The sequence below is a fragment of the Serratia sp. TSA_198.1 genome (assembly GCF_052686505.1).
This window is the reverse complement of sequence record NZ_JBQZFP010000001.1, coordinates 351,666-376,424: the sequence shown is the minus strand read 5'-3', so window position 1 is coordinate 376,424 and position 24,759 is coordinate 351,666. Positions and strand designations below refer to the sequence as shown.

General features: G+C 55.5%; 25 protein-coding genes. 13 read left to right on the top strand and 12 right to left on the bottom strand.

Going from position 1 to position 24,759, the window contains the following annotated elements; all coding sequences use genetic code 11:
* Nucleotides 1–170: 170 nt before the first annotated feature.
* The 5 genes from ACUTSW_RS01775 to cmoB all read left to right on the top strand — a co-directional run bounded on the left by ACUTSW_RS01775 (nt 171) and on the right by cmoB (nt 3,950).
* Nucleotides 171–749, top strand: a complete 579-nt coding sequence (locus ACUTSW_RS01775) for a hydrolase (protein ID WP_445583523.1) — start codon at nt 171–173, stop codon at nt 747–749.
* Nucleotides 750–821: 72 nt separating this feature from the next.
* Complete coding sequence (locus ACUTSW_RS01770) at nt 822–1,637, top strand: DUF72 domain-containing protein (protein ID WP_445584435.1); 816 nt, start codon at nt 822–824, stop codon at nt 1,635–1,637.
* Between the two features lie 102 nt (nt 1,638–1,739).
* Nucleotides 1,740–2,135, top strand: coding sequence for an MAPEG family protein (locus ACUTSW_RS01765; RefSeq protein WP_004945554.1), 396 nt, complete (start codon nt 1,740–1,742; stop codon nt 2,133–2,135).
* Between the two features lie 103 nt (nt 2,136–2,238).
* Complete coding sequence (cmoA, locus tag ACUTSW_RS01760) at nt 2,239–2,982, top strand: carboxy-S-adenosyl-L-methionine synthase CmoA (protein ID WP_063201210.1); 744 nt, start codon at nt 2,239–2,241, stop codon at nt 2,980–2,982.
* The gene (cmoB, locus tag ACUTSW_RS01755; protein WP_445583522.1) at nt 2,979–3,950 is read left to right on the top strand and encodes a tRNA 5-methoxyuridine(34)/uridine 5-oxyacetic acid(34) synthase CmoB; all 972 of its coding nucleotides are present in this window, start codon (nt 2,979–2,981) and stop codon (nt 3,948–3,950) included. Before cmoA ends, cmoB begins: the two co-directional genes overlap by 4 nt.
* Before the next feature lie 36 nt (nt 3,951–3,986).
* Here cmoB and ACUTSW_RS01750 read toward each other — a convergent pair whose 3' ends face one another.
* The 3 genes from ACUTSW_RS01750 to cutC all read right to left on the bottom strand — a co-directional run bounded on the left by ACUTSW_RS01750 (nt 3,987) and on the right by cutC (nt 7,078).
* Nucleotides 3,987–5,354, bottom strand: coding sequence for an FKBP-type peptidyl-prolyl cis-trans isomerase N-terminal domain-containing protein (locus ACUTSW_RS01750; RefSeq protein ID WP_445583521.1), 1,368 nt, complete (start codon nt 5,352–5,354; stop codon nt 3,987–3,989).
* Nucleotides 5,351–5,752, bottom strand: a complete 402-nt coding sequence (locus ACUTSW_RS01745; RefSeq protein WP_445583520.1) for a hypothetical protein — start codon at nt 5,750–5,752, stop codon at nt 5,351–5,353. Before ACUTSW_RS01745 ends, ACUTSW_RS01750 begins: the two co-directional genes overlap by 4 nt.
* Nucleotides 5,753–6,319: 567 nt before the next feature.
* On the bottom strand, nt 6,320–7,078 hold the full coding sequence (cutC, locus tag ACUTSW_RS01740; RefSeq protein ID WP_020439185.1) for a copper homeostasis protein CutC: 759 nt from the start codon (nt 7,076–7,078) through the stop codon (nt 6,320–6,322).
* Between the two features lie 102 nt (nt 7,079–7,180).
* On the opposite strand from cutC, the gene ACUTSW_RS01735 reads away from it, so the two are divergent.
* Nucleotides 7,181–8,332: a MalY/PatB family protein gene (locus tag ACUTSW_RS01735; RefSeq protein ID WP_020439186.1), complete on the top strand. Its 1,152-nt coding sequence runs from the start codon at nt 7,181–7,183 to the stop codon at nt 8,330–8,332.
* Here the strand turns inward: ACUTSW_RS01735 and ACUTSW_RS01730 are convergent.
* The gene (locus tag ACUTSW_RS01730) at nt 8,329–8,892 is read right to left on the bottom strand and encodes a VOC family protein (protein ID WP_037433035.1); all 564 of its coding nucleotides are present in this window, start codon (nt 8,890–8,892) and stop codon (nt 8,329–8,331) included. The two genes, ACUTSW_RS01735 and ACUTSW_RS01730, sit on opposite strands and share 4 nt — an antisense overlap.
* 922 nt (nt 8,893–9,814) lie before the next feature.
* On the opposite strand from ACUTSW_RS01730, the gene argS reads away from it, so the two are divergent.
* On the top strand, nt 9,815–11,545 hold the full coding sequence (argS, locus tag ACUTSW_RS01725; protein ID WP_004945573.1) for an arginine--tRNA ligase: 1,731 nt from the start codon (nt 9,815–9,817) through the stop codon (nt 11,543–11,545).
* A 73-nt stretch (nt 11,546–11,618) separates the two neighbouring features.
* Here the strand turns inward: argS and murJ are convergent, their stop codons facing one another.
* The 4 genes from murJ to rimJ form a co-directional block, all read right to left on the bottom strand.
* Nucleotides 11,619–13,154 (bottom strand): murein biosynthesis integral membrane protein MurJ, encoded by a 1,536-nt coding sequence (gene murJ, locus ACUTSW_RS01720; RefSeq protein ID WP_063202760.1) that lies wholly within the window; start codon nt 13,152–13,154, stop codon nt 11,619–11,621.
* A 166-nt stretch (nt 13,155–13,320) separates the two neighbouring features.
* On the bottom strand, nt 13,321–14,241 hold the full coding sequence (locus ACUTSW_RS01715) for a Gfo/Idh/MocA family protein (protein ID WP_166728919.1): 921 nt from the start codon (nt 14,239–14,241) through the stop codon (nt 13,321–13,323).
* A complete protein-coding gene (locus ACUTSW_RS01710; protein ID WP_063202756.1) occupies nt 14,234–14,878 on the bottom strand; it encodes a YceH family protein in 645 nt (214 codons plus the stop codon). Before ACUTSW_RS01710 ends, ACUTSW_RS01715 begins: the two co-directional genes overlap by 8 nt.
* A gap of 9 nt (nt 14,879–14,887) precedes the next feature.
* Nucleotides 14,888–15,472 (bottom strand): ribosomal protein S5-alanine N-acetyltransferase, encoded by a 585-nt coding sequence (gene rimJ, locus ACUTSW_RS01705; protein WP_006325909.1) that lies wholly within the window; start codon nt 15,470–15,472, stop codon nt 14,888–14,890.
* A 344-nt stretch (nt 15,473–15,816) separates the two neighbouring features.
* On the opposite strand from rimJ, the gene mdtH reads away from it, so the two are divergent.
* The 5 genes from mdtH to ACUTSW_RS01680 all read left to right on the top strand — a co-directional run bounded on the left by mdtH (nt 15,817) and on the right by ACUTSW_RS01680 (nt 20,520).
* On the top strand, nt 15,817–17,022 hold the full coding sequence (gene mdtH / locus ACUTSW_RS01700) for a multidrug efflux MFS transporter MdtH (protein ID WP_062871086.1): 1,206 nt from the start codon (nt 15,817–15,819) through the stop codon (nt 17,020–17,022).
* A gap of 86 nt (nt 17,023–17,108) precedes the next feature.
* On the top strand, nt 17,109–17,357 hold the full coding sequence (locus tag ACUTSW_RS01695) for a hypothetical protein (protein ID WP_013813348.1): 249 nt from the start codon (nt 17,109–17,111) through the stop codon (nt 17,355–17,357).
* A gap of 127 nt (nt 17,358–17,484) precedes the next feature.
* Nucleotides 17,485–18,132, top strand: coding sequence for a glutaredoxin 2 (gene grxB, locus ACUTSW_RS01690; RefSeq protein WP_004945588.1), 648 nt, complete (start codon nt 17,485–17,487; stop codon nt 18,130–18,132).
* 30 nt (nt 18,133–18,162) lie between these two features.
* Nucleotides 18,163–19,803 carry an ABC1 kinase family protein gene (locus tag ACUTSW_RS01685; protein ID WP_445583519.1) on the top strand — a complete coding sequence of 547 codons (1,641 nt, stop codon included), beginning with the start codon at nt 18,163–18,165 and terminating at the stop codon, nt 19,801–19,803.
* A gap of 153 nt (nt 19,804–19,956) precedes the next feature.
* Entirely contained in the window at nt 19,957–20,520 is a 564-nt protein-coding gene (locus ACUTSW_RS01680) for a lipoprotein (protein WP_445583518.1), read from the top strand.
* A 234-nt stretch (nt 20,521–20,754) separates the two neighbouring features.
* Here ACUTSW_RS01680 and yebF read toward each other — a convergent pair whose 3' ends face one another.
* The 4 genes from yebF to dbpA all read right to left on the bottom strand — a co-directional run bounded on the left by yebF (nt 20,755) and on the right by dbpA (nt 23,328).
* Complete coding sequence (yebF, locus tag ACUTSW_RS01675; RefSeq protein WP_062871090.1) at nt 20,755–21,114, bottom strand: protein YebF; 360 nt, start codon at nt 21,112–21,114, stop codon at nt 20,755–20,757.
* Between the two features lie 71 nt (nt 21,115–21,185).
* Nucleotides 21,186–21,494: a N(4)-acetylcytidine aminohydrolase gene (gene yqfB, locus ACUTSW_RS01670; RefSeq protein WP_013813352.1), complete on the bottom strand. Its 309-nt coding sequence runs from the start codon at nt 21,492–21,494 to the stop codon at nt 21,186–21,188.
* Nucleotides 21,495–21,533: 39 nt separating this feature from the next.
* Nucleotides 21,534–21,857, bottom strand: a complete 324-nt coding sequence (locus ACUTSW_RS01665; RefSeq protein ID WP_062871091.1) for a YebG family protein — start codon at nt 21,855–21,857, stop codon at nt 21,534–21,536.
* A gap of 88 nt (nt 21,858–21,945) precedes the next feature.
* Complete coding sequence (dbpA, locus tag ACUTSW_RS01660; protein WP_004945607.1) at nt 21,946–23,328, bottom strand: ATP-dependent RNA helicase DbpA; 1,383 nt, start codon at nt 23,326–23,328, stop codon at nt 21,946–21,948.
* 242 nt (nt 23,329–23,570) lie between these two features.
* On the opposite strand from dbpA, the gene purT reads away from it, so the two are divergent.
* The gene (gene purT, locus ACUTSW_RS01655) at nt 23,571–24,749 is read left to right on the top strand and encodes a formate-dependent phosphoribosylglycinamide formyltransferase (RefSeq protein ID WP_445583517.1); all 1,179 of its coding nucleotides are present in this window, start codon (nt 23,571–23,573) and stop codon (nt 24,747–24,749) included.
* The last annotated feature ends 10 nt before the right edge of the window (nt 24,750–24,759 follow it).

The window sequence follows — 24,759 nt, the reverse complement described above, 5'->3', positions numbered from 1 at the left end:
ACACAGCTTTGTTGCAGCACTAAATGGCGTGTTTTTGTCCGAAGTAACACATTGATTAACAAATTTCTCATTAACCGGTGACCCTTTTTTCACGTAGCCTGAATTCACCCTGGTTTTAGTGCGCCGTTCTGGCTGCGCATATTTTATCCACCCAGTAACGGGAGACCCCGATGTTGAAACTCGATGCTCAAACCACAGCGCTGGTGCTGATTGATTTGCAAAACGGCATCCTGCCCTACGCCGGCGGGCCGCACAGTGCCGAAAGCGTGGTAGCCCACGGCGCGCAACTGGCAGCGCGTTTTCGCTCGCTCGACGCGCCGGTGATCCTGGTGCGCGTCGGCTGGTCCGACACATTTGCCGATGCGCTGAAACAGCCGGTGGACAGACCCACGCCATCGCCGGCGGGCGGATTACCGGCAAACTGGTGGGAATTTCCGGAATCTCTGGCGGTCAGCGTCGGCGATATTCTGGTGACCAAACGTCAATGGGGCGCGTTTTACGGTACCGAACTGGATTTGCAATTACGCCGCCGCGGCATTAAAACTTTGGTGCTGGGCGGGATCGCCACCAATATCGGCGTTGAATCCACCGCCCGCGCCGGCTGGGAGCACGGTTACGAGTTAGTGATAGCCGAAGACCTGTGCAGCGCGCAAAATACTGATATGCACCGGTTTGCCTTCGACAATATATTCCCACGCCTGGCTCGCGTGCGCAGCACCGGTGAAATTCTTGCCGCACTCGGCGAATAACATTGCAGAGGCGTCACATGCCGCGCCCGCGTTTACCTCACAAAGACATTCATTAAGGAAGATGACGCGTTGATCTACATCGGACTACCACAGTGGCAGCACACAGCCTGGAATCGCATCGGGCTGCGCGATCTGGCGGATTACAGCCGCTATTTTAACTGCGTGGAAGGCAACACGACTTTCTACGCGTTACCCAAGCTGGAGATCGTTCAGCGCTGGCGCGACATGACCACCGATGATTTTCGATTTTGTTTCAAGTTCCCCTCAGAGATCAGCCATAAGGCCGCTCTGCGTAACTGCGATGCCGAACTGCAGGCATTTTATCACTGCCTGAGCCCGGTCCATCAGCGTATCGGGCAGCTTTGGTTGCAGTTACCCTCGGCATTTGGGCCGGATGAATTACCACGCATGTGGCAGTTCTTTGACGGGTTGCCGAAAGAATTCACCTACGGCGTAGAAGTACGTCACCCGGCTTTCTTCGCCAAGGGCGAGGAAGAACGGCTGTTGAATCAGGGGCTGCATCAGCGCGGTATCAACCGGGTGATCCTCGACAGCCGGCCGGTGCATCATGCCGCCCCTGACAGCGCCGCAGTGCGTGATGCCCAGCAAAAGAAACCCAAACTGCCGGTGCATGCGCTGGTCACCGCCCACAATCCGCTGGTCCGTTTTATCGGCAGTGACGTGTTGCAAGACAATCTGCGTTGGTTTGACGCCTGGCAGCAGAAACTGCCCATATGGCAACAGCAATCCACCCCCTTCCTGTTTATTCATACGCCGGATAATGGCGATTCACCGCAACAGGCGCAAAAAATCTGGCAGCAGCTTCATCAGGCTATTCCTAATTTGCCCCCGCCACCGGACTGGCCGGAGCAGGATGCACTGTTTTGACCGATTAATCTGACCGATTACATCAGATTTTTCCTCGCGACAGTGATTGTAATGGCGGCTATGATGCTCGCTGCCAGTTTTGGTTAGGGAATGGAGTTAAAAATGGTAAGCGCGCTTTATGTCGTGCTCGGCGCATTGTTGTTGATCAAACTCTCTTATGACGTGGTTAAGTTAAGGATGCAGTACCGTGTCGCCTACGGAGACGGCGGCTTTTATGAGTTGCAGACCGCCATCCGCGTTCACGGCAATGCCGTAGAATATATTCCTATCGCCGCCGTACTGCTGGTGATCATGGAAATGAACGGCGCAGGAATATGGATGATCCATATTTGCGGCCTGATGCTGATGACCGGGCGCCTGGTGCACTACTACGGTTTGCGTAACCGTGAAGTCCGCTGGCGCCGTTCAGGTATGGCCGCAACCTATATTTCGTTGGTCCTGATGGTGTTGGCCAACATTTTCTATCTGCCCTGGGATCTGATTTTCAGCCTGTATTGATCTTCTGTTCGTCATCAGGCGGCCCCGCCGCCTGCTTCCGCTGCGCTTTCTTGCCGTTATCTGTTAGAATACGCGCCTTCGAATTCTGAACTGACTTCCCGCTATGCCAAACCGCGATACTCTTTTTTCTGCCCCCATCGCCAAACTGGGCGACTGGACCTTCGACGAACGCGTCGCTGAAGTGTTCCCCGACATGATCCAGCGTTCCGTTCCCGGCTATTCCAACATCATTTCGATGATTGGCATGCTGGCCGAACGCTTTGTGCAGCCAGACAGCCAGGTGTATGACCTGGGATGTTCATTAGGCGCGGCAACGCTGTCGATGCGTCGGAATATCAAGGTGGCGGGTTGCAACATCATCGCCGTCGACAACTCTCCGGCGATGGTCGAACGTTGCCGCCGCCATATTGACGCTTTTCGCGCCGATACGCCGGTAGAGGTTATCGAAGCCGATATCCTCGATATCAAGATCGAAAATGCTTCCATGGTGGTGCTGAACTTCACCCTGCAATTCCTCGAGCCGGCTGACCGTCTGCGGTTGCTGGAGCAGGTTTATCGCGGTTTACGCCCAGGCGGTGCGCTGGTGCTGTCGGAGAAGTTCAGTTTTGAAGATGCTGACGTCGGCGAACTGCTGTTCAACATGCACCACGATTTCAAGCGTGCCAACGGCTACAGCGAGCTGGAAATCAGCCAAAAGCGCAGCATGCTGGAAAACGTCATGCTGACCGACTCGGTTGAAGCCCACAAGGCACGCCTGAAACAAGCCGGTTTTAAACATGCCGAAGTGTGGTTCCAGTGTTTTAACTTCGGTTCACTGATCGCGTTGAAAGCGGGAGCTGGGCAATGATTGAGTTTGGTGATTTCTATCAGCGCATCGCTAAAGGCAACCTTAGCCACTGGCTGGATACCCTGCCCGCGCAGCTCAGCGCCTGGCAGCGCGAGTCGCTGCACGGCAAATTCAAACAGTGGTTTAACTCGGTTGAACACTTGCCGGAACTGACGCCCACCCGTCTCGATTTGCTGCACGGCGTGCGGGCCGAAATGGAGGCACCGCTGTCGCCGGGCCAGTTGGAAGGCATCGAAAAGATGCTGCGCACCCTGATGCCGTGGCGTAAAGGCCCATTCTCGCTGTACGGCATCGACATTGACACCGAATGGCACTCCGACTGGAAATGGGATCGCGTTCTGCCGCACATTTCACCGCTGGCCGGCCGCACCATTCTGGACGTCGGCTGCGGTAGCGGCTATCACCTGTGGCGTATGGTGGGTGCCGGTGCACAGATGGCGGTGGGTATTGATCCAATGCAGCTGTTCTTGTGCCAGTTCGAAGCGGTTCGCAAACTGCTGGGTGGCGATCAACGCGCTCATCTGCTGCCGCTGGGTATTGAGCAACTGCCCGAGTTGGCCGCCTTTGATACGGTATTTTCCATGGGCGTGCTGTACCACCGCCGTTCACCCTTGGATCATCTGTATCAGTTGAAAAATCAGTTGGTTTCCGAAGGCGAGTTGGTATTGGAAACTCTGGTGGTGGAAGGCGATCGCAACCAGATGTTGGTGCCGGGCGATCGTTATGCCCAAATGCGCAACGTCTACTTCATTCCTTCGGCCGAAGCGCTGAAGTGTTGGCTGGAGAAATGCGGTTTTGTCGACGTCAAGATTGCCGACATGTGCGTAACCAGCACCGAAGAGCAGCGCCGAACCGACTGGATGACCAGCGAATCACTGGCCGAATTCCTTGATCCCAAGGACAGCAGCAAGACAATTGAAGGTTACCCGGCCCCGTTGCGTGCGGTGCTGGTGGCCAGAAAACCTTAATTCTTGCCAAAAGGGCCTGGATAACCAGGCCCCGCATTACCCCTTATCGGCATCCACTACCCGCAGTTCATACACCATGGTAGCGTTCGGCGGGATTTGCGGCGCATAGCCCGCTTCACCGTAAGCCAGTTCTGGTGGCACCACCATGGTCAGCGAACCATGATTTCTCAGGTAACCTATCGCCTCGCGGAATAACGGCGGATAGGCTGACAGCGGTTGAGAAAGTACCTTCCCACTGCGATCCATATCCTGAATCACCCGGCCATCGGTCAACATCTCTTTCACCACGATATCCACCAAAGAGGTTTCAGCAATAGCTTCATCGCCCAGGTAATCGACCCGGAACCAGAAGCCAGCGGACGATTTCTTTGCACCTTTTTTCTTCCTGAACTCAGAAACGAAAGATTCGCCTTTGGCCTGTTGGTCTTTCGCCGCCTTGGTTCTGCCGGCATTCACCGTTTTTTCCGACTCTGCCAACGCGCTCGCCAACACCGCCTCACTCAATTGATAGTGGCCATTGAAGGTGTCGATCATGCCGCCCAACAACGTCGTTTTATCGGGATCGATTCCCCACGTTTTACGCTCCGCCAGCAGGGTCTGGATATCTCGTCCCAGCGCTACACCGGCGGCATAACTCTGCTGTTCCTGAGGTTTCGTCAACATCAGCTTGTCCGGCAACAGCGTGGCCCGTGAACGCAGATCGTCAATTTCCTTGCGCAAACGCTTCTCCACCTGATTGCCGGCAACCCGCTCTTGCTCAGCCTCGCTTGCCCGCTTGCTTACCTGCTCGAATTGCTGAGCTGATTTAGCATTTTCTTCAAGCGCAGCGGCAAGTTGCAGCCCATTATCTTCAAGCTGTTTCGCCTGCTTTCGGTTTTTATCCTGAAGCTGCGTCAACTGCACCTGAAGTTCACTCATCGTCTTGTGCGCCTCAGCTATCAACGCCTGCGCCTGCCGTTCCGTCGGCGTCAGATTTAACGCCTGCCGTACACCGCTGGCAAACTCACTCAAGGCGGTGAAATCTTGTTGTGAAGGCGCAGTGGTTGGTGCCGTCAACGTTGAAGCGACGCGCAGCGCCGTTAACTCCTGCTGCAGGGACTGAATGGCGGCCTGTTGGCGCTCAAGTTGAGCTTCTTTCTCCCGCAACGTTTTGTGGACTGCCATCAATTGTTGCCGTTGATTAGCGGCAGGCTCCCGAACTTGACTCACCTTAACCGTTGGTTTTTGAACCGGTATCTGGGTTGGCTGCTGCTTGTTTACCGGTATTTCCTGTGCCCCCTGTTGGTGATACTGTTCGGCAAACTGCAATAAGACAGGCACGCCGTCATCCGCATAAAGCGCACCCGACGCCGCCATCAGCGGCAGCATCAGGCTAAAAAAAGTCTGTCGGGAGCAAGAGATCATTGAATACGTTCTCCCCGCTCGGCGAGGCCGGTCATCATGGTGGTACTGATATCGGCGCAAATGCGGTTGGTGCGATAGCGGTAAAGCGCATCGACGGTTTCCTGAGTGTCAGTATTTACCCTTGTCCGCATCCCGGCATATTGCGCCGCGCCACTCATCAAGGTGTCAAATTCACGTTTGAATTTTTGGTATTTCTCGGGATCCATATTGCGCATTGCCTCAAGCTCATGTTGGCATTGCTGCATACGCTCGGCTTCGCGCTGTTTTTTATCTTGCTCCACCACTTCTGTCGCACTCTCTTTATTCACCAGAGGTACAGGCCGTTTGACGTTTTGGCAGCCGGCCAATGTCATGGTCAATAAAAGTGAAGCGGTTAGGCGGTATGCCGTTCTGGTCATTATCTTTATCTCCTTGTTAAACCTGACAAGCACTTCCGTTTATGGCCGTGACGGCCATTCGGCGGCCTGTGGCAGGCTTCCTTAGTGGTATTACGATAACTTTCTCTCGCCTATCTCCGTCGCTTCTCAGCAGCCGCGTTGCTGGCTGCAACTTGAAGACCATTGGGTATAGAGAACAGGGCTATTGAAAATAAAATAGTTAAATTCACCGAGTGGTAAAAATATAATTCAGGTTATTTCTTAGATTAAACCTCATTCATTCATGGCGTTTATAACAATAGTGCGGAAAATTTAAATTAATGATATTAAATGACCGGTGTAAATTAAATTTATCAGCTGTCATTAATAATGACAAGGGAATACCAAAAGCATCCGATAATAACGAGCCTGATGAGAAATGCCTGTCGTTTAATCTATCTATATTGCCACTCATCGGGCTTTTTCGGGCATAAAAAAAGCCCCGACAAAACGCCGGGGCCTGGTACTCGCGTGATCACCGAGGGTTCAGTTTCACGCCAAGGGGCTTTAGCCCGGAAACCGGTAATCAGAACACGGTTAGCTGCGTGTTTATGCGCTTTGCGCCAAGGGATCAACCAAGGCCAGCGCGTTTTTCATCGCTTCCACCATTTCGCCATCCACGCAATAATGGCTAAATTCATCGAACTCATTGTCTGAACACATGGTCACGCCGGCTTTGCGATAGCGCATGGTCGAAGGCACCGCGTGGCCGGAGGAACTGTGCACCTCCTGAACGCCGATATCCACAAACTTGTGCAGGTTGCTGAGCCGCACACCGGCGCCAGCCATAATCACGGGCCCCTGGCTGGCATGCACCAGATCGCGCAGCAACGGCAGCCCAAGCTCGGCGCTTTGTTGTTGACCGGAGGTCAATATCCGCGCAACTCCCAGTTGCGTCAGTTGATCAAGTGCCACCATTGGGTTCTGACACATGTCGAAAGCGCGATGGAAGGTGACCGCCATATTGCCGCTCAGCCGCATCACTTCACGCATGCGCGGCAGGTCGATATGCCCTTCTTCATCCAGCATACCCACCACTACGCCGGCAAAACCCATGTCGCGGATCTGCACGATATCCTGCTTGATCACGTCGAAATCCACCGCACCGTAGCAAAAGTCCCCGCCGCGCGGGCGGACGATCGGATGCACCGGGATGGATACCCTGTCGCGCGCCAGGCGCAGCGTACCGTAGCTGGGCGTCAAACCGCCCTCGCTCTGGCTGGCACATAATTCTATGCGATCAGCGCCTGCCTGCTCCGCCGTCAGCGCGCAATCGACGCTAAAGCAGCAAACTTCCAGTTTAATCATTGTCACCCCCAGATGACGGCCAAAATGTGACGGCAGTTTGTTAACTTCAGAATTTCTCGCGTAGGCTCATTGATAGACATGAACCTGTTCAGGGTAATAACTATGGCATTCAATTTTGATCAATGGGTAGACCGTAGTCACAGTGACAGCGTTAAGTGGGATAAATATCGCGACCGCGACATCATTCCGCTTTGGGTCGCCGACACCGACTTCCGCTCCCCGCCAGCGATCATCGACGCATTGCAGCGGCGCGTAGCGCATGGCGTGTTCGGCTACGGCCATCCATCCCCTGAACTTATTGAGGTTTTTACCCGCCGCATGGTAGAGCGCTATGGCTGGCACATCAAGCCCGAATGGCTGATTTTCCTGCCCGGTCTGGTCTGTGGGCTGAATCTGTGCGTCCGCGCCTTTACCGCTGAGGGTGAAGGCACTCTGGCGCCGTCACCCATCTACCCGCCGTTTCGCAAAGCGGCGAAATTCGCCGGACGCCCGCATCTGCCGGTGCCGCTCAAGCTGCACGACCGGCGTTGGCTGCTGGATTTCGACGCGATAGCGGGCCGGCTCGGTGGCAGCGAAAAATTGCTGCTGCTGTGCAACCCGCAAAATCCGGGCGGAACCGTCTACCGGCGGGAGGAGTTGTCGCAACAGCATGAATTCGCCCGTAGCCATGATTTGATCGTCTGTTCGGATGAAATTCATTGTGATCTGTTGCTTGAGCCGGGTTGCGAACACATCCCCTTTGCCACGCTTAATGAAGACGCAGCCCAGCGTAGCATTACGTTGATGTCGCCATCGAAAACCTTCAACATTGCCGGATTAGGGGCCTCAATGGCGGTGATTCCCAACGCCGGCCTGCGCCAAAAGTTGGCCCGCGCGCGCAGCGGCATAGTTCCGGAAGTCGACGTGCTGGCGTTGGTCGCCGCACAAGCCGCCTACCAGGACGGGCAAGGCTGGTTGGACGCCCAGTTGGCGTATCTGCGCGCCAACCGCGATTTGGTGACCGAACGCATTAACGCCATGCCCGGCCTGTTGCTGCACCCGATAGAAGCCACCTATCTGGCCTGGATCGATTGCAGCCAACTGGCGACCGACAATCCACACGCTTTCTTTGAACAGGCCGGGGTGGGCTTAAGCGCTGGCCTGGATTTCGGCGACCGCAGGTTTGTACGTCTGAATTTCGGCTGCCGGCGCGAACTGCTTACGCAAGCGCTGGATCGCATGATGCTGGCCACCCAAGCGCTGATGCCCGGTTAAGCTTGCTCGCTGGCGACGATTTCCCGGATGGAATACGGGTGAAACTTAATCGTTACGCTGCCGTCGGTGATCGCCAACGTCGGATTCGGCAATCGCTCGCCCTCCCCCTGCGGCGAGCTCTGTTTCAATTTGATCCCCGGTGCCAACAGTGCCTCGTCGGGCAAATGGCTCAGCGCGCGCGCATACAGCGAGGCCGGTTCGCCGCTAAGCACCAATTCCACATGTTCCCATCCCTCGTGAGGATAACGCTTGTCCCCCGGATAAGGCAGTTCCACGCAGTCAATTAGCCACGGACCTACCTGCAACGGCTGATGCAGATCGAACAGGCAAATCGGGCGTCCGTTGATCGTCGCTTCAGACAACAACGAGCCGCATTGCTGCAACCCCTGCCGCCAGCGTTCAGCGGTGGTGTTTTGGTGGCAACGCACCGAAATGTGGTCCGCGCTGAACTGCGACAAATCCAGATGCAGTTTTTGCGCAAACTGGCTCAGCGCCTGTTCAAAACGCGGCAGATCCAGCGCCAAGTCATTAAGCTCGGCAATGGCCGGGAAGATCGTCATAGGGGCCTCGATACGAAGGAAAGCGAATTCAGGGGGGCTAATTTACACGGCTGAGACGCGGCTATCCACGTTTTGCCCAGGAAAATGTAACATTTGTGTCCGTCGCATTACCGCCGTGTAAAATATTTCGACTAACGTTGATAAAGGGCACAAAAGAACAAGCGTTACCCACCTTATTAAGAGCACCGTTAAAAACCGAGCCTGATTAATTAAACTTCGGAATCTTCGCATGTCATAGATAGATTTTTCTTATGACGGAAATATTTCAGGAATTATTAACTTAATAAGCTGTATTGAATCCGGAAAATCACTCTACTCACTCGATAACTCGCCATAAAAACAACAAAGTCAACAATGAGCATACGAGACAATTCCAGTAAGAATAATGAAATCAACCATTTGTTTTAATTGAATTTTATACCCAGAAGCGGTGAGACTTATCTTAAATGAAGTTTTAATAATTGCTTATAAAAAGCAATTAAGCTACTTTGGGGAAAATCAAAACTTGAGATAACAACCATGTTTCTTTTAATCATATCTTTATTGTTGGTCGTTATTGCCGCGTACGCAATTTACCGCCATTTCAAATCACGCAGTATTAACACTCTGGACTCCCGTCGTCATAACAAAAAACGTTAGTTCTGATTATTTCATTTCCTTATCACCTATTCCTTTTCACTCATTTTGACCTTCTTGTGCTGCACACGCCCCCCTTGAAACACACTCCCTTTGTTGGCCCGGTATTTTCAAACCTGCACTTTCGCCTTCCCCCCGGCGCCAACTGCTGACGTAACACATCAGATCGGTTACAATTACAGGCTGTTTTGTGGTGGGCTGCCGTCTCGACGCACAGCCAGAAAACCACCTTTGAATCCCACAGGGGCATGGCATACGGCCCCTCGTTCGTCATTAAGGTAACCCGGTGAATATTCAGGTTCTTCTTTCAGATAAGGTCAGCCAGGCGCTGATTGCCGCAGGCGCGCCAGCCGATTGCGAAGCACAGGTCCGTCAGTCAGCAAAAGCACAATTTGGCGACTATCAGGCCAACGGCGTGATGTCCGTAGCCAAGAAACTCGGCATGCCACCACGTCAGTTGGCGGAAAAAGTGGTCCAGCTGCTTGATCTCGGCGACATCGCCAGCAAAGTAGAAATCGCCGGCCCCGGCTTTATTAATATCTTCCTGAACGGCGAATGGGTTGCGCAACAGGTTGATCAGGTGCTGAATGCGCCGAAGCTTGGCATTGCACCGGTTAAACAACAAACCATCGTCATCGACTACTCCGCGCCCAACGTGGCGAAAGAGATGCACGTCGGTCATTTGCGTTCGACCATTATCGGCGACGCCGCCGCACGCACCCAAGAATTCCTGGGCCACAAAGTGATCCGCGCCAACCACGTCGGCGATTGGGGCACCCAGTTCGGCATGCTGATTGCCTACCTGGAAAAAATGCAGAATGAAAATGCCAGCGACATGGGCCTGTCCGATCTGGAACAGTTCTATCGTGAAGCGAAGAAACACTACGACGAAGATGCGGAGTTCGCCGAACGTGCCCGCGCCTACGTGGTGAAATTGCAGGGCGGCGATCAATACTGCCTGAAGATGTGGCGTAAGCTGGTCGACATCACCATGGCGCAAAACCAGCTCACCTATAACCGCCTGAATGTCACCCTGACCGAAGACGACGTAATGGGCGAGAGCCTGTATAACGCGATGCTGCCGGAAATCGTCGCCGATCTGAAAGCCAAGGGGCTGGCGGTAGAAAGCGAAGGCGCCACCGTGGTCTTTCTCGACGAATACCAGAATAAAGACGGCGAACCTATGGGCGTCATCATCCAGAAGAAAGATGGCGGCTACCTGTACACCACCACCGATATCGCCTGCGCCAAATACCGCTACGAAACGCTGGGTGCTGACCGCGTGCTCTATTACATCGACTCCCGCCAGCACCAGCATCTGATGCAGGCATGGACCATCGTGCGTAAAGCCGGTTACATCCCGGATTCGCTCTCGCTGGAACACCATATGTTCGGCATGATGCTGGGCAAAGACGGCAAGCCGTTCAAAACCCGTGCGGGCGGTACGGTGAGGCTGTCCGATCTGCTGGATGAAGCTATCGATCGCGCCGGCAAACTGATTGCCGAGAAAAACCCGGATATGCCGGCAGAAGAAATGCAGCACCTGGCAAATGTCGTCGGTATCGGCGCAGTTAAATACGCCGATCTGTCAAAAAGCCGTACGACCGACTATATCTTTGACTGGGACAACATGCTGGCATTTGAGGGCAACACCGCCCCTTATATGCAGTATGCCTATACCCGTGTGGCCTCGGTATTCAAGCGTGCCGGTCTCGATGAGAACAGCCTGACCCTGCCGCTGGTGATGACCGAAGAACGTGAGATTGCGCTGGCGACCCGCCTGCTGCAATTCGAAGAAGTTATCACCACGGTGGCACGCGACGGCACTCCGCACGTGATGTGTACTTACCTGTACGACCTGGCAGGCTTGTTCTCCGGCTTCTACGAACATTGCCAAATCCTGAATGCAGACAGTGAAGAAGCGCGTCAAAGCCGCCTGAAACTGGCATTGCTGACCGCCAGAACGCTGAAAACCGGTCTGGATACGCTGGGTATCGATACCGTCGAACGCATGTAAGCCAACGTCTGAAGACGAAAAAGGGTCGCCGAGGCGACCCTTTTTTTATGCAATGGCGACCGGAAATTCCCGTTTATGCCACCCGGCGCGCGAAGTCCCGTGGGCGGAAGCCCAAACCGGCCAACACACCAAAATAGGCGATCACGCCCGCCACCACGACCACCGCCAGTCGCAGCAGGCGCTCCAGCATATTGCCCTGATCCCATGCCGGCATCAGCCACATTACGCCAACCAATACCACTGACATCACGATTACCGCAATCACCAGTTTGGTGAGGAACGTTGCCCAACCAGGCTGCGGGTGAAAAATCTTCTGTTTACGCAACTGCCAGTACAGCAGCGAAGCGTTAAGGCAGGCTCCCAGCCCAATCGACAGCGAAAGGCCGGCATGCTTTAGCGGGCCAATAAACATCAGATTCATCACCTGCGTCATGACCAGCGTGATAATGGCGATTTTTACCGGCGTTTTGATGTCCTGCCGCGAATAGAAGCCCGGCGCCAGTACCTTCACCACGATCAACCCCATCAAACCTATCGAGTACGCCACCAGCGCACGCTGGGTCATGGCCGCGTCGAAAGCGCTGAACTTGCCATACTGGAACAGCGATACGGTCAGGGGTTTCGCCAATATCCCCAGCGCGATAGCGCTCGGCAGCGCCAGCAGGAAGCACAAACGCAGCCCCCAGTCCATCAGGCGCGAATACTCATCGTGGTTACCGCTGGAAAAACTCCTAGCCAGCGACGGCAGCAGAATGGTACCCAACGCCACGCCCAGCACGCCGGAAGGAAACTCCATCAGACGGTCGGCATAGTACATCCAGGATACCGAGCCCGAGACCAGGAATGAGGCGAAAATGGTATTGATAATCAGCGAGATTTGGCTTACCGAAACGCCAAAAATCGCCGGCCCCATCTGGCGCATCACACGCCATACGCCGGCATCGCCCAGCTTGAGGCGCGGCAAGACCAACATACCGATCTTTTTCAGATGCGGAAGTTGGTAGCCCAGTTGCAGCACGCCGCCCACTACCACCGCCCAGGCCAACGCCAGCACCGGCGGGTTGAAATAAGGTGCGGCAAACAGCGCAAAACCAATCATGCTGACGTTCAACAGCGTCGGCGCAAAGGCCGGAATCGAAAAACGGTTCCAGGTATTGAGGATCGAGCCCACCAGCGAAGCCAGTGAAATCAGCAGAATATAAGGGAAAGTGATGCGCAGCAGCGACGACGTCAGCGCGAACTTGTCCGGCGAATCAACGAAGCCCGGCGCGGTAATGTAGATCACCCAAGGGGCAGCCAGCATCCCCAATACGGTGACCACCGCCAGCACCAGCGTGAGCAAGCCGGAAACGTAGGCGATAAAGGTACGAGTCGCCTCCTCACCCTGCTGGGTTTTATATTCGGCCAGGATCGGCACAAAGGCCTGAGAAAATGCGCCTTCGGCAAAAATACGGCGCAGGAGGTTGGGCAGTTTGAACGCCACGAAGAAGGCATCCGTCGCCATGCCGGCACCAAACACGCGCGCCACTATGGCGTCACGGGCAAAGCCCAGCACCCGTGAAAACATCGTCATAGAGCTCACGGCGGCCAGTGATTTTAGTAGGTTCATGTGGTTGTCTGATGTGTCCCGTAAATGTCGACGCCTGCATCAGCAGGCGTCCGTAAAACTAGCGGATAAGTTTACGCATCCACAGCAGAATAGCTACCGCCATATGTTACATAGAGTTATAGACACATCCCGCAATAGCGCATGCGCCCCGCGCGGGGCCGTCGCCTTACAAACCGGCATCCTGCAGCAGCCGTTCGATCACCCGTTGCGCGGCGATAGCCTGTTCCCCGGCCGTTTCCGGCACGGTCTGGTTGCTGACAGACGCGATAAAGTGCCGGATAGCGCCATCGAAACCGCGCTGCGCCAGCGTGGTCTGCCAACCCGGCGCCGGATGCTCCAGTACGCCCTGTGGATCTTCCCGCAACCATTGCCGCATATCGTTCACCTGATACACCGCCCCCTCGGCCACCGCCTGCACGCTTTCACGCTGGCTGCCGGCCCGACGATGCATACTGGTAGTCACCAGCGTTTCGCCGCAGGCAAAATGGTGTTCGGCGTACAGCAGTTCACCGGCGTCTGTGGCGCGCAGGTGGCCGCTGAGTAGGTGCCCCGCACTTCCCCCCAGCCACAGCGCGGTATCGACCACGTGCAAATAATCATCCAACAGGGTAAAGCGCAGGCCGTTTGGCCCTACGCTGTCTGCCCGGTGCTTATCCATGCGAATCGACGCCGGCCGTTGCATTTCCTGTTTCAACTGAAGATACAAGGGGGAGAAACGGCGGTTAAAGCCCACCATCAACGTTTTGCCCTGCTTCTCAGCCAGTGCGATCAACTGCTCGCCCTGCTCCACGGTCTCCGCCAGCGGTTTATCGACATAAACATGCACGCCATGGCGCAACAGTTCGCTTATCACCTGAAAATGGCTGGCTGTGCTGCTGTGAACAAATACCGCGTCACACTGTTGCGCCAGGCTATCCAGGCTGGAAAAGCAGGCCATGCGATAACTGTCGCATATCGGCTGCGCTTTTTGCTGATTAGGGGAAAAACCGCCGACCAGCGCCCAATCCGCTGCCTGTGAAAGGATGGGCAAGTAGGCTTTTTGCGCGATGCCGCCCAGCCCTACGACACCAACGCGTAACTTAGTCATGCTGCCCCCCGGCCAGTAACGTCTGCAACTGCCGTTTCAATTCTGCGACTTCGCTTTCCAGCACGCTGACGCGTTCACTCAAATCCGCATCGTCAATCTGCGCAACCTCCGCCGTCGTCTCATCAATCTGGCCGCTGAACAGATGCATAAAACGGCTTTCTCGCTTGCCTGGCTCCCGCGCCAAACGCACGACAAACGGGCCATCCTCCCGGGCGCTTAATTGCTGCAGTACCTGCTCCACTTCAGAGACATCGCTGAATTCATGCATGCGATTGGTACGGGTACGCAATTCACCGGGGGTTTGCGCCCCGCGCAGCAATAGCGTGGCTATCACCGCCAGTTCGGCGGCAGACAGTTTCAGTTGGCCGAACTCAGAATTGCAAAAGCGGTGTTCATACTTGACCACCCGGTTACCGAAACCGCTCAGCGTACGCAGAAAATGTTTTTTCAGCAGCAGGTCGAGAACCTGCTGCACTTCGCTTTCCGTCAGATCCATCACCGGTTCGCGGTTGGTTTTCTGGTTGCACGCCAAGGCGATGCCGTTCAGGGAGAGAGGATACTGATCCGGAGTGGTGACCTGTTTTTCCAGCAGGCAGCCAATCACTCTGGCTTCTTTAGCGCTTAATTCGTATTTCATTATTTGGCCTCAGCGTGGCGGTAGCCATTCTTTATTGGTGAATGCCGTCAGAACGTGATCCTGCCACTGCCCATCGATCAGCAGATAATCCTTGGCATAACCTTCACGTTCAAATCCCAGACGAGCGAGCAACGCGCCGCTGCGTTGATTGTGCGGCATATAGTTGGCCATAATGCGGTGCATGCGCTGCTGACGCAGCATGTAGCGGAGCGCCGACTGCAGCGCTTCATACATCAGGCCCTGCCCCTGCCATTTTTCGGCCAACGAATAGCCAAGGAAACAGGCATAAAACGAACCGCGCAGTACGTTGCTGAAGTTAGCTACGCCCCGCACTTCATTTTCTTCCGGATCGAGCAGGATAAAATAGTACGCGCTGCCCTGCTTTTGCATTTCAGTGATCATCCCAAGCCGCGCCTGCCAGCCGGAAGGGTAACAATGGCTTTCATCCCGCACCGGCTCCCAGGGTTTCAGGAAAGCCCGGTTCTCGGCATAGTATTCCGCCAGACGATAGGCATCGCGTTCATGGACTAAACGCACGACCTGTCGGTCGGTGATGAGACGTACTTTTGGTGATGCAGAGCGGTAGCCAAACATCATTTCCCCCGCGGTCAGAACGGTTCGATAAGAAGTATTTATTGGGGCGCGTCCGGATAATAATCCCGTAACGATCATATCCTGAGCCATTATTTTCCAACGACCGGCGCAGAACCGCACTTACCCTCATTTAATATAACCGTAGCCTGCCCCGGAGGTAAAACCCCGACAGCTCAGTAAATAAGCGATTAGTCATTTTACGGCTATTTTCGTGCGGTTTTGTCGCGCAGGTAACGTATTGACGATAAAAAAATATTATCTACCTGGCCCCTATCGGTAGACGGAGATTGGGTACAAACTAAACGGGTTGCACTCCTCTCCCTCTTAATTGCTCGTGGTGAAGCATGTCTCTGGTATCGCAAGCTCGGAGCTTGGGTAAATATTTCCTGTTACTCGATAATCTGTTAGTGGTTTTGGGTTTCTTTGTGGTCTTCCCGCTTATTTCGATCCGCTTTGTCGATCAACTCGGCTGGGCTGCGGTAGTGGTGGGTGTCGCTCTGGGCTTACGGCAGTTGATTCAGCAGGGATTGGGGATCTTCGGCGGCGCAATCGCCGACCGGTTCGGCGCCAAACCGATGATCGTCACCGGCATGCTGATGCGCGCGGCAGGCTTCGCCACCATGGCGATGGCCGATGAACCCTGGCTGTTGTGGTTCTCTTGCGCCCTTTCCGCACTCGGCGGCACCCTGTTTGATCCACCGCGCACCGCACTGGTGATTAAGCTCACCCGCCCGCATGAGCGCGGCCGTTTTTATTCTCTGCTGATGATGCAAGACAGCGCCGGTGCGGTGATTGGCGCCCTGATCGGCAGTTGGTTGCTGCAATATGACTTCCACTTTGTCTGCTGGGTTGGCGCTGCCATTTTCGTGCTGGCGGCAGGCTGGAACGCCTGGTTGTTGCCGGCTTACCGTATTTCCACCGTTCGCGCCCCGATGAAGGAAGGCATGATGCGCGTGCTGCGCGACCGGCGTTTCCTGACTTATGTGCTGACGCTGACCGGCTACTACATGCTGTCGGTTCAGGTAATGCTGATGCTGCCTATCGTGGTCAATGAAATCGCCGGCTCGCCGGCAGCGGTAAAATGGATGTATGCCATTGAAGCCGCGCTGTCGCTGTCACTGCTCTACCCGCTGGCGCGCTGGAGCGAAAAACGTTTTCGCCTGGAACAACGGCTGATGGCGGGCCTGCTGCTGATGACCCTCAGCCTGTTGCCCGTCGGCCTGGCGACCAGCCTGCAAGGCGTTTTCTCTCTGATCTGCTGTTTCTACCTAGGTTCCATCATCGCCGAACCTGCGCGGGAAACCCTCAGCGCCTCGCTGGCGGATCCGCGCGCACGCGGCAGTTACATGGGATTCAGCCGCCTGGGGCTGGCTTTGGGCGGTGCGCTCGGTTACACCGGCGGCGGTTGGATGTACGACACCGGCCGTGCGCTGAACATGCCCGAACTGCCGTGGATCCTGCTAGGTATCGTGGGTTTTACGACACTGTTCGCGCTGTACTGGCAGTTCAATCCGCGCACTGCCGCACCGGCGATCCTGCGCGGCGGCTGAGTTTCTTCTCTAAGTTGCCAGAAAATCAGCCGAATTTCCCAGAGCTGCTATCCTGATAGTAAAAACATAAACGGGAGAAGTTGGCGATGAGTGACGAAGATAAATTACCGCAACTGTTGGAACACATGGTACTGAACCTGCGCATGATCTACGCGCGCTCAACGTTGGTAGAAAAAGCGCTGGCCCACATCATTGCTGAAAATGCGACGCTGAAGAGTGACATCATCAAACAGTTGCAAATAGTCAACGCAGCCAACGACCGCGATAAAATCGATTTGGAAGAGGCACGTACGCACCTGATAGACGTCATCAATTCCGTGCCCACAAAAAAATAATCTCTGCCCCGGCCCGCGTGTAATGCGCGGGCCACGCCACAATAACGCACCTTCCAACACAACTCTTCGCGACAGCCTCAGTATGCTGTGATAACTATTGCTGTTCAAACCTAAAACCGGAGCAAGCATGAAACTGTTTATCTACGATCATTGCCCATTCTGCGTTAAAGCCCGCATGATTTTCGGCCTGAAGAACCTGCCCGTCCGCCTTGTCACCTTGCTAAGCGATGATGAAGCTACGCCCATCAGCATGATTGGCAAGAAAATGGCGCCCATTCTGCAAAAAGACGATGGCAGCTACCTGCCGGAAAGCATGGATATCGTGCGCTATGTCGATAATCTCGACGGCCGGCCGCTGCTGACCGGCAAGACCAACCCGGCGATCGCCGACTGGTTGCAACGGGTCGGCGGTTACTCCGCAAAATTACTGTTGCCGCGCATCGCCAACGCCGATTTCGAAGAGTTCGCCACTGACAGCGCCCGCCAATACTTTACCCACAAGAAGCAGGCTTCAATAGGTGATTTTTCCGAGCACCTGGCCAACAGCGCCGATCTCATTGCTGAGCTGGAAACCGATCTCCAGGCGCTTTCCAGCCTGATCGTCACCTCCGATGCGGTGAATGGCTCGCTGTCGGAAGATGATATTCAGCTGTTTCCGCTGCTGCGTTCTCTGTCGATTGTCGCCGGGGTTACGCTGCCGGAAAACGTGGAGGCCTACCGCAACCGTATGGCGCAACTCAGCGATGTTCCACTGCTGCTCGATATGGAACAGTGAAACCTCTCGCAATAAGGATATAGCGCGCCTATGTTAAAAATGGTGTTGGTCACCGCCCGTGATCGGGTGCGACTGAAAGAGATTTCCTCGGTGTTAATCCGCTACGGATTGCAGGATATCATTCGTCTGCTGGGCTTGGGATCCCTGCTGAGCGGGGCCGAAAGCGGCAATGTTCAACAAGACAATCAAACCCTGCCGGAGCGTTTGCGCACCGCGCTGGAGGCGCTGGGCCCGACCTTTGTCAAACTCGGTCAAATTCTGGCTACCCGTTCAGACCTGCTTGACTCAAGTTGGACCGACGAGCTCGATCGCTTGCACAGTCAGGCGTCTACCCTGCCATGGAGCGAGCTGGCAGCACAAATCACGGCCGATCTGGGCAGCGATCCGCACAGCCTGTTTGCCGAGTTCGACAGCACGCCGCTGGCCGCCGCCTCAATGGCGCAAATTTACCGTGCACGCCTGCATAGCGGTGAAGCGGTGGTGATCAAGGTGCTGCGGCCAAGCCTTGCGAAAACCATTCACGCCGATCTGCGCCTGCTGACTTATCTGGCGGAGACCGTAGAGCAGCAAAGCCCCGCGCTGGCCCGTTACCGCCCGCGCCAGATGGTGCGAGCGTTGGCGACCGCGCTCAATCACGAGCTGGACCTGACCCATGAAGGCAATAACTGCGAACGTATCGCCGAATGCTTTACCCAGCATCCTGAGGTAGCAATTCCGAAAATTTACTGGCAATGGTCGTCAAAACGGCTGTTGGTCCAGGAACTCTTGCCTGGCACCGCGCCGGAAAACCCGCGACAGTTGGCAACTGCCGGCTTTGACGGCCCGTTGCTGGCCCAGCGCGGCGCACAAGCCTTTATGAAAATGGTGCTGGAGCATCGCCTTTACCACGCCGATCCTCATCCCGGCAACGTCATGGCGCTAGCGGGTAACCGCGTCGGTTTTATCGATTTCGGTATGGTGGGGCAGCTTTCCGAACGACGTCGCAACCAACTGTTACTTCTGTTGCAAGCCATCGCTGAACGCGAATCCGGCGGCATCGTCAATACCCTGATTGCCTGGTCGGACAGCGATCCGCTTGATCTGTTGGATCTGGAGTTGGCGGCGCAGAACTTCCTCGATAAGCAGGCGTCTTCCACCCTGACATTAGGCAAGGCGTTGACCGATCTGCTGGTGATGGCACGTGAGCATCAGTTAGCGATGCCGCCGGACCTGGTGCTGCTGTTCAAGGCGCTGATTACCGCTGACGGCGTGCTGCACCGGCTCGATCCCAACTTTGATATTATCGCCGCGTTGAAACCCCTGCTGCAGCAGGTGATGTTGCAGCGTTATTCCCCCGATGCGGTGCAGCGACGCATGTTGGCGTTGGGTGCAGAAGCGCTGGATGCCGGTGAAGAGATCCCGCAAACCCTGCGGCTGCTGATGCGCCGTTTGAAGCGCGGGCAAATCGGTGCCGACATCAACGTCAAGAACATCGATCAATTGGGCAAGGCGCTGGAGAGAGCGGCTGTCACGCTGGCTATCGCCATTGTCACCGCTGCCTTCGCGCTGGGGCTGGCACCTTATCTGATGCACGCTTCGCCGCGGCTTTGGGGCATTCCGCTGTTTCCTGCGTTGGGTGGGCTTGCCTGCCTGGGCGGCGTGCTGTTGCTGGCGCTGCGTCTGCGGCGCTGAGCAGTTTCAGCGTTATCCGATAGGTGATGCCGTCTTTCACGCGCACTATCATTTCGCTTGCCACCGTCAGCGATTTCCCTCACAAGCGGTGGCCGTTTATAATGACAAATCAATTATCTGCAGCATGTTGTTGGCAGTAGCTATGAGGCACAAATGAAGAAAATTCTGATGGGCACAGCCGCCCTGCTGTTCGCCGGCGTCTTGGCCGGTTGTAATCAGCTCACCCAATACACGCTCAGCGAGCAGGAAGTGAACGATTACCTGCAAAAGCACAACGATTATCGCAAGCAAATCGGCGTGCCGGGGCTGTTGGATGCCAATATTGTGCTGACCCAGTTAAAAAGCCAGATTGGCCGCACTGAACCGGGCAAGGTCACCCTTTCCGGCGATGCCAAGGTGAATATCAGCTCAATCCTGGGCCCGCAGACTGCGGACCTGAAACTGACGCTGAAAGCACAGCCGGTCTATGACCGTGAACAAGGTGCGGTATTCCTGAAAGACATGGAGCTGACAGACTATAGCGTGCAGCCGGAGAAAATGCAGACGGTGATGAAGGCCCTGACCCCTTACCTGAATCAGTCTCTGAAATCCTACTTCGATCAAAAACCGGCCTACGTGTTGAATCCGGATAACAGCAAAACCGAAGCGCTGGCGAAGAAGCTGGCAAAAGGGCTGGAAGTGAAGCCCGGCGAACTGGTTATTCCGTTCACTGACTAAGGCAAACCGCTAAAACTAAAAAACCCGCTGATAAGGTGGGTTTGAGATTGATAACAACGTTGTCTTTGAGCCCGAGATACTCGGGCCTAGCGCAGCGAGGGGCGCTCCGGCGGCAAGCCGCTACGACCCCTTCGATACGCTCTCCCTAATAACAGGCTTTGTCAGCGGTCTGAAACCCGCTGATAAGGCGGGTCTATTATTTTTCAGACAGGCGATAGCCTGAAAGCAGTGGCGTTACTGCGGTTCGCTGTAGCTGATTTCACCCGTGTTGCAGTTAAGGGTAACGTTATAGGTTTTATCCTGCTTGGTGCCCCGTACCGTCAACGGCACCTGCCAGATCGCGTCCTTGCCGGTGATGGCTTCCGGGCTGATCCAGGCTATCGGGGTGGCTGTGCCCAGCAACTTTTTATCCGATGCCCAGCGCGTGATGCGGTTCTGCAGATAATCGCGTTTTACCTGAGCGGCGACGTCTGCCGGTTGCAGGCCGGTGCATTGCGCCACTTTGGCCGTGCGTTGCTCTTGTGCCTGTACCGCCGTCGTCAAACCCGCCATGGCCAACAGCGCTACGGCCAAACTCAGTCCCGTTCTTTTCATATGCCCTCCAGTTGTGATTGACACTATCCATGGGTATTTGCCCCCTGGCTCACAACAGGTCTGGCAAAGGATCAGCGTTTTACAAAGCTGATGACAAACAGCTCATCCAACCCCGGATAGATTTCCTTGATCACCTGCTTCAGCTCGCTGAGCGACATATTTTCTTGTTTGGCATGCTGTTCGGTTAGCGCATCAAGGTGAACCGGTGTGACTGACAGCACTTCAATAAAACAGAAGAATACGTCGTCTTCATTACGGCTAACGCGCAATACCTCACCGGGCTGAAAGTGGGATTCACTGGCGTCCCGGAGAGTAATGGTTTTGAGCCCGGCCAGAATGTCTTGCTCAAAGCGACTGAAGAAAGTTATTCCACGGGTCATTCTAGATCCTTTTTCATCACATTGCCGCAACATAAGTCATTATGCTGCCTGCTTTTCTGACGCAGATCCCTCTTTTGAGGTAGCGACGGATTTTTCCGTTTTCACTTTGGTCGGTTTCTTCGGTGCTTCCGCCGGCGCAGCGCCACGCAGAATCTGCCCCAGCGCGTCTTTATGCTCCGCCAGGAAGAAGCTCAGCCCTTCACGCTGCTCCTCATCCAGGTTCAAAGGCGCCTGCTGCAGCCATTCACCCAGGCTGTCCGCCAGGTCCAGCATTTTGTCGTAAGCATCGGCTTCTTTCTTGGTTGCGAAAGTCATCTTTTCCTCACCGTTTCTCACCACCACATATTTTACTTCAACGGCCATGTGTGCATTCCTCAAAGGTTAGAATACTGTATTTTTATACAGTATAAGGTGATTTTACGCAGGGATGCAAGCGCACCCCTGACGCGGATTATTTCAACAACCGCACCTTGCAGTTCTTGCCTTTGATTTTGCCCTGCTGAAGCTGTTGCAGCGCCTTGCGAGCACTGGCCTTGCGGATCGCCACATAGGCGTGTACCGGGAACATGTCGATTTTGCCCACTTCAGCGGCCGTCAACCCGGCATCTCCGGTCAAAGCGCCGAGAATGTCGCCAGGGCGAATTTTGGCTTTGCGCCCGCCGTCGATGCACAGGGTGACCATTTCGGCCTCCAGCGTGGTATTGGAAGCACCGCTCAGTTCAGATACCGGCGCCCAATTGACCGCCTTGCGCTGGTACTCTTCAATCGCATGCGCACGTTCCATCTCCTGCGGCGTACACAGGCTGATCGCCAGGCCGTTCAGGCCCGCGCGGCCGGTACGGCCAATACGGTGTACGTGTACTTCCGGATCGAACGCCAGCTCATAGTTGACTACCAGCTCCAGCTCTTTGATATCCAGCCCGCGAGCGGCAACGTCGGTCGCTACCAGCACCCGGCAACTGCGGTTGGCAAAACGCACCAACACCTGATCGCGATCGCGCTGTTCCAGATCGCCGTGCAACGCCGATACGCTGATGCCACGGGCTTCCAACGCTTCATATACGCTCTGGCAATCGCGCTTGGTGTTGCAGAACACCACGCAGGAAGAAGGTTGGTAATGGCGGATGGCGGATACCAGCACCGCCGGACGCTGATCGCGGGTGGTTTCGTAGAAGCGTTGTTCAATGGAGGTTTGATCATCGCCATCGTCCACTTCCACATTCAAGGGATCACGCTGCACGCGGGCGCTGATGCGCTCGATGCCGCTCGGATAGGTCGCGGAGAACAACAGAGTCTGGCGCTGCGGCGGGGTGTAACTGATCACATCGTCGATGTCATCGGCAAAGCCCATGTCCAGCATGCGATCGGCTTCGTCCAGCACCAGCACTTTCAGTTCATCCAGCACCAGCGTTTTCTTGCGCAGATGCTCCTGAATACGCCCCGGCGTGCCCACCACGATATGCGGCGCATGCACCAGCGAATCGAGCTGTGGCCCCATAGGTTGGCCGCCGCACAGGGTCAGGATTTTGATGTTCTGGGTAAAGCGCGCCAGGCGACGCAACTCTTTGCTTACCTGGTCAGCCAACTCGCGCGTCGGGCACAAGATCAACGCCTGCGCCGCCACCTGGGAAACATTGATTTTATCCAGCAGGCCGATGCCGAACGCAGCCGTTTTACCGCTGCCGGTTTTTGCTTTGGCTCGTACGTCCTGCCCTTTCAGGATGGCGGGCAACGCGGCGGCCTGCACCGGCGTCATTTCGGCATACCCCAGTTCGTTGAGGTTGGCCAACTGTTCGGCTGGCAGCGGCAGGGAAGAAAAAGATACTGTGCTCACGGCGATAACTCTTATATGGCAAATGGAATGGCGGCGCGCCCACGGGCTGGCGCCGAATCAACCGCAGATGATAACAGAGATAGTAGGGATTACGGATTTCACGCATAAAAAAAGCCGCCGGATGCATTTATTTGGCAATAACATCGCCAACTCCATCCCCCGCCTGCACGCGCAAACGTTTTCGTATATACTGCACACCCGTTATCAGACCGCCTTAAATCCACAGATCCAGGTACGAGACTATGTTAACTATTGGAACCGCCCTGCGCCCGTCCGCCACTCGCGTTATGCTGCTCGGCTCCGGCGAGCTGGGTAAAGAAGTTGCCATCGAATGCCAGCGTTTAGGACTGGAAGTGATTGCCGTAGACCGCTATGCGGACGCCCCGGCCATGCACGTGGCGCACCGCAGCCACGTCATCAACATGCTGGACGGCAACGCGCTGAAAGCCCTGATTGAACAGGAACGTCCCGATTACATCGTGCCGGAGATCGAAGCCATCGCCACCAGCATGCTGGTTGAGTTGGAGCAACAAGGGCACCGCGTAGTGCCCTGTGCCGAAGCAACGCGCCTGACCATGAACCGCGAAGGTATCCGCCGCCTGGCCGCAGAAACCCTGGGCCTGCCAACCTCCAGTTACCGCTTCGCCGACGGTGAAGAAGCCTTCCGGCAGGCCGTCGCCGACATTGGCTATCCGTGCATTATCAAACCGGTCATGAGCTCCTCCGGTAAAGGCCAGAGCCTGATCCGCAACCCGGAACAGCTAAAAACCGCCTGGGATTATGCCCAACAGGGCGGCCGCGCCGGCGGCGGCCGAGTGATTGTCGAAGGCCTGGTGAAGTTTGATTTTGAAATTACCCTGCTGACCATCAGCGCGATCGATGGTGTCCATTTCTGCGCGCCAATAGGCCACCGTCAAGAAGACGGTGATTACCGTGAGTCGTGGCAACCGCAACGGATGAGCGAACTGGCGCTGAACCGCGCGCAGGAGATCGCGCAAAACGTGGTGCAGGCATTGGGCGGATTTGGTCTGTTCGGCGTTGAATTGTTCGTCTGCGGCGATGAGGTGATCTTCAGCGAGGTGTCACCGCGCCCGCACGATACCGGCATGGTAACGCTGATCTCGCAGGATCTGTCCGAATTCGCCCTGCACGTTCGCGCCTTCCTTGGCCTGCCCATTGGCGCCATTCGCCAGTTCGGGCCTTCGGCCTCGGCGGTGATCCTGCCGCAAATGACCAGCAGCGATCTGCGCTTCAGCGGTTTGGAACGCGCATTGAGCGGCCACAATCAGTTGCGCCTGTTCGGCAAACCGGAAATTAACGGGCAACGCAGGATGGGCGTGGCGCTGGCAACGGCGGAAAATGTGGAAGAGGCGGTGGCATTAGCCAAGCAGGCTGCCGCTGCGGTAGTGATTGAGGGATAAAACGTTGGGG